Here is an 11,086-nt window from a genome sequence, read left to right as displayed (position 1 = left end):
TCCCGCTCACGGGGGCGCACATCACCGCTACCTGTACGCAGTGCCACTCGGACGGCGTGTACAAGGGGAAGCCGACGGCGTGCGCGTCGTGCCACCAGGCCGATTACACCGCGTCGACCAACCCGCATCATGCGCCGGCCGGCTTCAGCACGCTCTGCGCCTCGTGCCATACCACGACCAAGTGGCCGGGCGGCACCTACAACCACAACACCCAGACGTCGTTCCCGCTGACGGGCAATCATCTCACGGTGGCCAAGTGCATCGATTGCCACGGTGACAAGGTCTACAACGGGAAACCCACGACCTGCGTCTCCTGCCATCTCACCGACTACAACAACACCACCACCCCCAAGCACTCCACGTCGGGCTTCAGCACCACATGCCAGACGTGCCACACCAGCACGACCACCTGGCTGGGGGCGGTGTTCAACCACAACAACACTCTCTTCCCGCTCACCGGCGCGCACCTGACGGCGACCTGCCTGCAGTGCCATTCGGATGGCGTGTACAAGGGGAAGCCGACGGCATGCGTGTCGTGCCACGTGGCGGACTACAACGCCTCGACCAACCCGCATCACGCCGCGGCGGGCTTCACCACACTGTGCGCCTCGTGCCACACCACGACGCAGTGGCCCGGCGGGACGTATGACCACAGCAAGACGCTCTTCCCGCTCACCGGGAATCACCTCACGGTGGCCAAGTGCATCGACTGCCACAGTGACAAGGTCTACAAGGGGAAGCTCACCACTTGCGTCTCCTGCCACCTCACCGACTACAACAACACCACCACGCCCAAGCACTCCACGTCGGGCTTCAGCACGACGTGCCAGACGTGCCACACCAGCACGACCACGTGGCTGGGGGCGGTGTTCAACCACAACAACACCCTCTTCCCGCTCACCGGCGCGCACCTGACGGCGACCTGCCTGCAGTGCCACTCGGATGGCGTCTACAAGGGGAAGCCCACGGCGTGCGCGTCGTGCCACCAGGCCGACTACAACGCGTCGACCAATCCGCACCACGCCGCGGCGGGCTTCACCACGCTGTGCGCCTCGTGCCACACCACGACGCAGTGGCCTGGCGGGACGTACAACCACAACACGCAGACCTCGTTCCCATTGAGCGGCAATCACGCCACGGCGAGGTGCATCGATTGCCACTCCGACAAGGTCTACAACGGGAAGCCCACCACCTGCGTCTCCTGCCACCTCACCGAGTACAACAACACCACGAACCCGAAGCACTCCACATCCGGTTTCGGTACCACCTGCCAGACGTGCCACACGGGCTTCACCACGTGGCTGGGGGCGGTGTTCAACCACAACAACACGCTCTTCCCGATTACCGGCGCGCACCTCACCGCGACGTGCGTGGACTGCCACGCCGACGGCGTGTACAAGGGAAAACCGACCGCGTGCGCCTCGTGTCACCAGCCGGAGTACAACACGTCGACCAATCCGCACCATGCGGCGGCCGGCTTCACCACACTGTGCGCCACGTGTCACACCACCACCCGGTGGCCGGGCGGGATCTACGACCATAGCAAGACGCTCTTCCCGCTCACCGGAAAGCACATGTCGGCGCTCTGCATCGACTGTCACGCCGACAAGGTCTACAAGGGGAAACCGACACTCTGCCTCAGTTGTCACCAGACCGACTGGAACAACACGACCAATCCCAGGCACTCGACGGCTGCCTTCCCCACGACGTGCCAGACGTGCCACACCACGACGCAGTGGCTGGGCGCGACCTTCAATCACGACGGGCCGTACTTCCCCATCTACTCCGGGAAGCACAAGGGTGAGTGGACCACGTGCGCCGACTGTCACCAGGTCTCGTCGAACTACAAGCAGTTCGAGTGCATCCTGTGCCACGAGCACAACAACAAGGCCAGCGTGGACGCCGACCACCGGGGAAAGAGCGGCTATCAGTACAACTCGGCCAAGTGCTACGCCTGCCACCCGAGGGGCGACTGATGCCCGTCGCGTGGAAGTCCGGTGCACGCGTTGGGCGGGTGATGGCCGTGAGCCTCGCGATGCTGCGCGTGCTGTCGCCGTGCGCGGCGCATGCGCAGGACGCGCGTGCGAAGGCACCCGCGGCCGCCCCAGCGACCGCCCCGGCGACCGCACCCGCGACCGCCCCGCAGCAACCGCGCGCCGGCTGGGCCCACGTCACCTACATCAGCGGAGCATCCATCTACATCGATGCCGGGACGCGCGCCGGCCTCAAGGAAGGGAGCCAGCTCGACGTCATGCGCGGCAACAACATCATTGCGCGGATTGCCGTCGCCTACGTGTCCTCGACGCGCGCTTCGTGCACCGTCCTCAATGCGGCGTCACCCGTGCAGGTCGGCGACTCGGCGCGCTTTACCCCCGTTCCGGCCGTCGTCGCCCAGGCGGCGCGCGAGGCGGCGCCCGCCGACTCGGCCAGGGCACGGCAGCTGGCGCGTAGCGGCGCCCGCGGACGGTCCGCCTCCATTCGCGGGCGGCTCGGCATTCGCTACCTCAGCATGCAGCAGGACGCGGGCGACTCGCGACTGGCGCTCTCGCAGCCCGGCCTCGACGTCCGCCTCGACGGACGCAACATCGGGGGCTCGCCCTTTGGCCTCACGGTCGACGTCCGAGCCTACCGTCAGGACTACGGTCAGAGCGGTCGCACGTCGCCCTCCAGTACCACGCGCGCCTACCAGACGGCGCTGATCTTCAACCCCGCCAGCTCCGGGACGCGCGTGCAGCTGGGGCGCCAGTTCTCCACGGCGCTGTCGCCCGTTGGGCTCTTTGACGGCTTGGCGCTCGACATCGACCGGCGGCATTTCAGCGTTGGGGGATTTTCCGGCTCGCAGCCCGACCCGCGCACCTTCGGCTACTCCGGTGACGTGCGCGAGCACGGCGCCTACGTGCAGCTGCACAACGCCCCCAGTGCGCCGGCGACGTGGACGATGACCGCCGGCGGGATCGGCTCGTACTCCGGCGGAACGATCGATCGCGAGTTCGCCTACCTGCAGGGAATGTTCAACAACAAGTACCTCTCGCTCTACACCGCGCAGGAGGTCGACGTGAATCGCGGGTGGAAGGCGGAGCAGGAGTCGTCGTCGGCGACGCCCACGTCGACCTTTGCCATGCTGCGCGTCTCACCCAACAACGCGCTCACCGTCTTTGGCGGCTACGACAACCGGCGCTCGGTCCGTCTCTACCGCGACTTCCTCACGCCGGAGATCGACTTCGACGACTCGTTCCGGCAAGGCGCGTGGGGAGGCGCCTCGCTCTATGTGCTCGGGCACCTGCGCATCGACGGCGACGCCCGCACCTCGCGCGGGGGGGCGGCCGGTGTCGCCGACTCCTACACGGGCTCGATCCACGTTACGCGCATCACTCCGCTCCAGCTGGGCTTCCAGCTCCGGACCACCCGCTACAGCGGCGAACGCGCCTCGGGCGACCTGAGCGCGGCGTCGATCGAGATGCAGCCGGTGGGCAACTTCCGCGTCCAGATCAACGGCGGGCGCCGCGGCGATACGTTCCGGAACCCTTCGCTCGAGAACGACGTGTCGTCGAACACCAGCACTACCTGGATCGGCGCCGACGCCGACGTCGGAATCGGGCGCTCGCTCTACCTGATGGCCTCGACGTACCGCGAGACCGGCGCGTTCCAGAAGAACATGCAGCTGATGCTGGCGCTGACGTATCGATTCTAGAGGACGAGAGGCCTGCCCCAGCGAAGGCTGGGGACGAGAGGCCTGCCCCAGCGAAGGCTGGGGAGTGGGGATGACTCGTCGGTCGGGCGCCACTTTCCCCCGGCAGCGTCTGGCACAACCGGGCCGGTGCCCCGTATGCTTCCGCGATCGTGCCGGCCGCGCTGTCCGGAGCGATACGCCTGCGCCGCGAGACGCGGAGGGCGACTGACGACCAACCGTGAGCGGTTCGATGACGAAACGTCTCTCCCTGACCCTCGCCGCGCTCGTCCTGGCGGCTCCACTCTCCGCCGCGCTCGCCCCCGCGATGGCGCAAGGCGGTCCCCCGGGCGCTGCAGCTGGCGGCGCCGCGGCGGTGACGCTTCCGCTCAAGACGGCGCGCACCCACACGTTCACCACCACGAAGGGGACCTGGATCTCGCTCGACGTCTCGCCCGACGGGCAGCAGATCGTCTTCGACATGCTGGGCGACCTCTATACGCTCCCCATCGCCGGTGGCAAGGCAACGCGCCTGACGAGTGGAATGGCGTACGACGCACAGCCGCGCTACTCGCCGGACGGGAAGTCGATCGTCTTCGTCTCCGATCGCTCGGGAGGGCTCAACGTCTGGACACTCTCGCTCGACGGAAAGGACACGACGCAGGTCACCAAGGGGAACGACAACGAGTACATCTCCCCCGAGTGGGCCCCTGACGGGAAGTACATCGTCGTCTCCAAGGCGGGCGGGCTGTTCGGGACGGCGAAGCTCTGGATGTACCACGTCGACGGCGGCAACGGCGTCGCGCTCACGGCGACGCCGGCGATCCCGCCGCAGATGAAGCTCACCGGCGCCGCCTACGGCAAGGATCCCCGCTATCTCTGGTTTGCCGCGCGTCAGGGCGACTGGCAGTACAACGCGTTAGGCCCCCAGTACCAGCTCTACGTCTGGGACAAGGAGACCGGGCGCGTGTCGCAGACGTCGACGCGCTTCGGCTCGGCCTTCCGTCCGGCGCTCTCGCCCGATGGGAAGTACCTCGTCTACGCGACGCGCTTCGAGACCAGGACCGGGCTGCGCCTCCGCAACCTCGAGACGCAACAGGAAGACTGGCTCGCCTTTCCCGTGCAGCGCGACGAGACCGAGTCGCGCGCCCCGCTCGATGCCTATCCGGGCTACTCGTTCACCCCCGATTCGCGCTCGATCGTCGTGACGTATGGCGGCGAGATCTGGCGCGTCCCGGTCGACCGGACGGCGCCGTCGAAGGTCCCGTTCGAGGCCGAGGTGAAGCTGGAGATGGGACCCGAGGTCGCCTTCAAGTGGCGCGTCGACACGTCGTCGTCGTTCACCGCACGGCAGATCCGCGACATTGCCCCGTCGCCCGACGGGACGAAGCTCGCCTTTTCATCGTTGGACAAGATCTACGTCGTCGACCTCCCCGCGGGGACGCCAACGCGCGTGAGCCGCTCGGAGCTTGGCGAGTTCGGCCCCGCCTGGTCGAGTGATGGCAAGTCGCTGGCATGGACGACGTGGACCGACGCGCAGGGGGGGAGCATCGTCCGCGCCAACTGGGACGTGAAGAAAGGGTGGAGCACACAGACGCTGACGTCGGGCGGGCTCTACGCCGACCTGGCCTGGTCGCCAGGCGGCGATCGCATCGTTGCCACGCGCGCCGCTGCCCGTGAGATGCAAGAAGCCGGTGCCGCCTTCTTCGGCCCCGCCGCGGCGGAGTTTGTCTGGATCCCCGCCACGGGTGGGGCGACGACGGTGATCATGCCGACGGGCGGGATGGGGAACGCGCACTTCACGAAGGATGCGACCCGCATCTTCGCCTACGGCGGTCGCGAGGGGCTCGTCTCGTTCCGCTGGGACGGGACCGACCTCAAGACGCACTTGCGGGTGACGGGGCCGCTGCCGCCGGGGATGGGCTTCCCCGGCGTTGGCGGTTCGATGACGCTCGACGCGGGGCTCGACGTGCAGGTGGCAAAGGCGTGGGTGGGGGGACGTGCCGCGCGCCCCACGGTGAGCCCGCACCTGCTGCACGCGTCCACGTTAGGCGACGGGCACGACATGGAGCCGATGCCACCGCAGCCGCCGCCGGCGGCGCTGGTGATGATGGCCCCCGAGGGCGACCGGGCGCTGGCGATGGTCGGGATGGACTTCTACGTGATCGCGATCCCGGTGATCGGCAGCTCGGCGCCGACGGTCTCCGTGGCGATGCCCGCCGCGGCCTCGGTCCCGGTGCGCAAGCTCAACGAGGTGGGGGGTGAGTTCCCCACGTGGAGCCGCGACGGGAAGAAGGTGATGTGGTCGTTAGGCAACGCGCTCTGGACGTACGACCTGGACCGCGCCAAGGTGGTCGATGACTCGCTCAAGGCCGACGCCAGGCGCGTCGCCGCGTTGCGCGCCGACCCGGCGAAGAAGGACTCCTTCGCCCGGGTCGACTCGATCGCCAAGGCCGACACGACGAAGAAGAACGCCCCCAAGCCGGGCTACAAGCCGGACGAGATGCGCATCGCCGTCGCCGCCACGCGCGACGTGCCGCGCGGTACGGCGGTCTTCCGCGGGGCGAAGGCGATCACGATGAAGGGGAAGGAGATCATCGACAACGCCGACATCGTGGTGCGCGACAACCGCATCGTTGCCATCGGCGCGCGCGGCGCGGTGGAGATCCCGGCCGGCGCGAAGGAGATCGACGTGGCGGGGAAGGTGATCATGCCGGGGATGGTGGACACGCACTATCACCCGCAGTGGCTCACCCCGCAGGTGCACAACACGCAGACCTGGCAGTACCTCACCACGCTCGCCTACGGGACCACGACGACGCGCGATCCGCAGACGTCGACGACCGACTTCATGACGTACGGCGATCGCGTGGCCAACGGCGAGATGGTTGGTCCGCGCATCTACACCACCGGCCCCGGCGTCTTCTGGAGCGAGCCGGTACGCGACCTCGAGCACGCCAAGCAGGTCCTGTCGCGGTACGCGAAGTACTACGACACCAAGACGCTCAAGATGTACATGGCCGGCAACCGCCAGCAGCGGCAGTGGATCATCATGGCGGCGAAGGAACTGGGGATCATGCCGACCACCGAGGGCGGGCTCGACACGAAGCTCAACATCACGCACGGGATCGACGGCTACCCGGGGATCGAGCACACCATCCCGATCACGCCGAAGTACAACGACGTCTTCGAGTGGTACAAGGCGACGCAGGTGACCAACTCGCCGACGCTCATCGTCGAATACGGCGGCCCGTTCGGTGAAGGGTGGTTCTACCAGAGCGAGGACATGCTCTCGGACAAGAAGCTCCGCACCTTCACGCACCCGGTCGACTTCGACACCAAGATCCGCCGTCGCGGTGCGGGGAACGCCCCTGGCCCGGCCGGCTTCGCGGTGAAGGAGGAGTACGCGATGTGGCAGCACGCCGAGGACGTGGCCAAGACGGTCGCTGCCGGCGGTCGCATCGGCGTGGGATCGCACGGCCAGCTGCAAGGCCTGGGGATGCACTGGGAACTCTGGCTCCTGCAGAGCGGCGGGCTCTCGACGCACGACGCCCTTCGCTCGGCGACGATCGTCGGCGCCGAGGCGATTGGCCTGGCGCAGGACGTGGGCTCGCTGGAGGCGGGGAAGATGGCCGACCTCCTGGTCCTGGATAAGGATCCGCTGCAGAACATCCGCAACTCGAACACCATCAGCATGGTGATGGTGAACGGGCGCCTCTACGACGCCAACACGCTGGACGAGGTCTATCCGCGCCAGCGCAAGCTTCCGCCGCAACCGTGGAGTTACTCGCTGCCGAGTGCATCCGCTGGCATTCGGTAACCTCGGACGGGAGTACGAACGGCGCCGTGAGGCGCCGTTCGTCGTTCAGGGCGAGGCGATAGTTGCGCTACAGCGATTTCAAGCACAAGAAAGCTCGACACGGAGGTGAACGGAGGTCTCACGGAGGTTCACGGAGGTCGTCGGCGAATCACCGTAAACCTCCGTGAATCCTCCGTGGACCTCCGTGTCGAGCTTTTTGACAAGTGTCAGCCCCGTGAATCCTCGGTGTCGAGCTTCAGGCCTTGTTGGTAGAACGTGCTCCAATCCCCAAATACGCCACGAGCAGCAACGCCGTCGCAGCTCCGGTCACGAACTTCACGGTCGGCGACGCCCCGCTGGTGGAGAGGAAGCCCTCGATTGCCCCGGCCACCAGCAGGAGGACGACTGCAGTCCCGACCAGCCGCATGGCGGTGCGCGCGTTGAGGACGAGCGCGTCGCGCCGCGAGTATGCGCCGGGGCGCACAATGGCGAGCCCCAGGAGGAGGCCGGCGGCGCCGGCGCAGAAGATCGCGAACAGCTCCAGCACTCCGTGCCCGGCAATGAAGGTCCACAGGTAGGCGAGCAGACCGTTGTTCTGGAAGTGCGCCGTGGCCGCGCCTAACGCCAGGCCGTTGAAGGCGAGGGAGGCGAGCGAGCCGACCCCCAGCACGATCCCCCCGGCAAAGCACGAAAAGGCGACGCCCATGTTGTTGGTCGCGATGAACGAGGCGATCGACGCCCGGTCGTCCGACTGCGCCTGCGCGTAGCCGCGCCCCGCGGCCAGCTCGCGCTTTCCCTCCTCGGCGCGCTCGAGCATGACGGCGGGGAGGACTTCCTCGGCCAGCGCCGGACGCTCGCGCAACGCGGCATAGCCGCCTAACGCGGGGATCGAGAAGGCGAGGGCGGCGAGCAGGACGAGGCGCCAGGCGTGGACCACCGCGGCCGGGCACTCGATCGCCACGAAGCGCCCCAGGCGCGTCCACGTCTTGCGGTCGTCGCGGTAGAGCAGGTTGTGTCCCGTTGCCACCAGCCGCTCCAGGCGAAGGCGCGTGCGTGCATCGGCGCCATAGGTGCGCACGCGCGCCAGGTCGGCGGCCACTTCACGGTAGCGCGCCGCGAAGTCGGGGAGTTCGGCGGCCGTCAGGTCGTCGAGGCCGCGCTGCGTTGCCCGCATTGCCATCCTGTCGAAGGCGTCCCAGCGCCCCCCCTTCCGCGCCACCAGGCGCTCGGCCGCGCTCCGCTGGCCGCCAGCCGCAAAGCGGCTGCGCCGCCGCGCCGTCTCGTCGCGATATGCCTGCGTGAGGAAGGCGACGTGGTTCGCGGGGCGCGTGGGGTACCGGTCGGCAAGGCGCGCCGCCAGCGGCAACGCCAGGCGCGTGCGCGCATCCCCCGGGAGCTTCGGCGCGCGCGCCACGAACTCGCGCAGCACCCGGTACTCCTCGTCGCCGAGCTGCGGCGCCCCCGCCACCGCCGGCAGCTCCTCCTCCGCCGTCGGCGCCGGCGACTCGGTGGGGCGGTCGCGCACCACCACCGTCCCCGCCACCAGGTCGCCGATACGCTTGCCGCGCGGATGGAAGGCGACGAACAGGATGCCTAACAAGTACGGCGGCGGCATGAAGTCGACCACGCGCAGGATGTTCCGCGCCGCCGCCTCGCGCATCGTGACCGGATGCCCGGTGTCCCGGATCACACGGATCCCCATCCACCGCTTGCCCGGCGTCTGCCCGTCGCGGAACCCCTCGAAGAAGGCGAAGTAGCCCCACAACAACCCGAACTGCACGAGCGGGAAAATCCACGACATATCGAGCTCCGTCACCTCCCGGAGCTTGATCATCACGAACAGCAGCGCCACCATCTGCAGGATGACGATCGTCGTGTCGATGATCGTCGCCAGGCCACGACTCCCCAACCCGGCAATCTCGTAGTCGATGACGACGTGTTCCGGCGTCTCGACCTCCAGGTGCTGGCGGTAATCCGTGGCAACGGCCATCTGGGCGAACGGGGCGAGCGGGGCTGATAGTTCGGGCGCAGGAGCGAACCACGCCTGGCACGCCGAGCGCACGGTGCGCGCACGCCGTGCCGGTCGTCATCTGCAACATACGATGCCGCCCAGCGCTTCCATAGAAGCGCATTTGGCGTGAGAATTGTGCAGGGTGGGTTCATCCGGGTTGCCGAGAGGAGGCACTGATGCGAATTCCCGTGTTGCGTCCGATGTCGCTAGGTGAGGTACTCGACACTGCGTTCGGGATCTACAGGCTGCTGTTCGTTCCGCTCCTCATCGTCTCCATCCTCACGCAGTCGATCCCGCTGGCGATTGGCATCTTCGTCGAAAGCGCGGGTGGACCCACGCAGCAGCCGGGGCTGTGGGCGCTGAGCATGGGACTCTCGCTCGTCCTTGGCTCCGTGGGTTCCGCGACGTCGACCTTCCTCGTTGCCGAGACGTACCTGGGCAGCGCGCTCCCCGTCGGGGAGGCATTCCAGCGCTCCACGCCTTACCTGGGGCGGCTGATCGGGACGTCGATCCTCATGTCGCTCCTGATGGGGGTGGGCTTCCTCTTCCTCATCATTCCGGGGATCATCATTGCGTGCGGACTCATGCTCACCCCGTCGGCGCTGGTGCTGGAAGACATTGCGGGCGGGACGGCGGCGATGGGGCGCAGCTGGGCACTCACGAAGGGGGAACGCCTGAAGATCTTCGGCGCGCTGATGGTGGCGGTGATCCTCCTGTTCATCCCGGGGATGGCGATCGGCGCCTTCGTGGTCGCCGGTGCCGGCGGCGACGTCACCGAGTCCACGTTGCAGCTGCTGGCGCAGCTCGTGGTCTCGGTGCTGCAGATCCTCGTGTTCCCCTTCTTCTACGCGCTCACGACGGTGCTCTACTACGACATGCGAGTGCGCAAGGAAGGGTTTGACCTCGAGATGCTGGCGACGTCGTTGCAGCAGCCGGGGTGATGCCGATCGCACCGCCGCTCACTCTCCTGCTGCAGGGGTCGGCGCTCCCGCCGGCGCTGTCGCCGGCGCGCGCCGACTCGCTGCGCGCCACGATCGACTCGGTCTTCGCGGCGCCTGCCTATCGGTGGGAGGCGCGGGAGGATCCGTTCGGGGCGCTGCGCCGCCTGTGGGGGGGGCTGCTACGCTGGGTGGATGAGCTGCAACGCACCAACCCGGCCACCTTCAACGCGGTGGTGTGGGCGCTCGTGGGCGTGCTCGCGCTCATCCTGGCGCACGCGGGGTGGGTGGCGTTGCGCACGCTGCGGCACGGGAGCCGCCAGGCGCAACGCGAGACGGCGGGACCGGCGAGTGCCCCGCGCGACGCCACCTGGTACACGCGCGAGTCGGCGCGGCTGGCTGCACTGGGCGACTACGCGGGGGCGATGCAGGCCGAGTTCCTGCGCCTGGTGCTCGAACTCGACGCGCGACAGGTGATGCGCTTCCATCCCAGCAAGACGCCCAACGAATACGTGCGCGATGCGTCGCTCACGGAAGACGGGCGCCGCGACATGCGCGGGTTGGTGCGCGAGATGTACCACTACGCCTTTGCCCGCGCCCCGCTCGATGGCCTCGCCTTTGACCGGTGGCGCGCGCTCGCCGTCGCCGATCGCTTCCGGCGTGTGACGTAG

6 protein-coding genes are annotated in these 11,086 nt (G+C 68.0%); 5 read left to right on the top strand and 1 reads right to left on the bottom strand.

The features are described from left to right. The 3 genes from IT359_15240 to IT359_15230 form a co-directional block, all read left to right on the top strand. On the top strand, positions 1–1,976 hold a 1,976-nt coding region (locus IT359_15240; protein ID MCC6930338.1), incomplete at its 5' end, for a hypothetical protein. Further along, positions 1,976–3,691: a hypothetical protein gene (locus tag IT359_15235; protein ID MCC6930337.1), complete on the top strand. Its 1,716-nt coding sequence runs from the start codon at positions 1,976–1,978 to the stop codon at positions 3,689–3,691. The genes IT359_15240 and IT359_15235, both read left to right, overlap by 1 nt. Before the next feature lie 229 nt (positions 3,692–3,920). Then, entirely contained in the window at positions 3,921–7,487 is a 3,567-nt protein-coding gene (locus IT359_15230) for a PD40 domain-containing protein (GenBank protein ID MCC6930336.1), read from the top strand. Between the two features lie 235 nt (positions 7,488–7,722). Here IT359_15230 and IT359_15225 read toward each other — a convergent pair whose 3' ends face one another. Further along, on the bottom strand, positions 7,723–9,456 hold the full coding sequence (locus IT359_15225; protein ID MCC6930335.1) for a stage II sporulation protein M: 1,734 nt from the start codon (positions 9,454–9,456) through the stop codon (positions 7,723–7,725). A 197-nt stretch (positions 9,457–9,653) separates the two neighbouring features. Here IT359_15225 and IT359_15220 point away from each other — a divergent pair, with 197 nt between their 5' ends. Together IT359_15220 and IT359_15215 are read left to right on the top strand one after the other, a co-directional pair. Next, positions 9,654–10,418, top strand: coding sequence for a hypothetical protein (locus IT359_15220; protein ID MCC6930334.1), 765 nt, complete (start codon positions 9,654–9,656; stop codon positions 10,416–10,418). Beyond that, on the top strand, positions 10,418–11,086 hold the full coding sequence (locus IT359_15215; GenBank protein MCC6930333.1) for a hypothetical protein: 669 nt from the start codon (positions 10,418–10,420) through the stop codon (positions 11,084–11,086). The genes IT359_15220 and IT359_15215 overlap by 1 nt, the downstream gene beginning before the upstream one ends.

Source organism: Gemmatimonadaceae bacterium (assembly GCA_020852815.1).
GTDB lineage: Bacteria > Gemmatimonadota > Gemmatimonadetes > Gemmatimonadales > Gemmatimonadaceae > SCN-70-22.
Note: the sequence above shows the minus strand (reverse complement) of the source record. Positions and strands in the feature narration are given on the sequence as shown.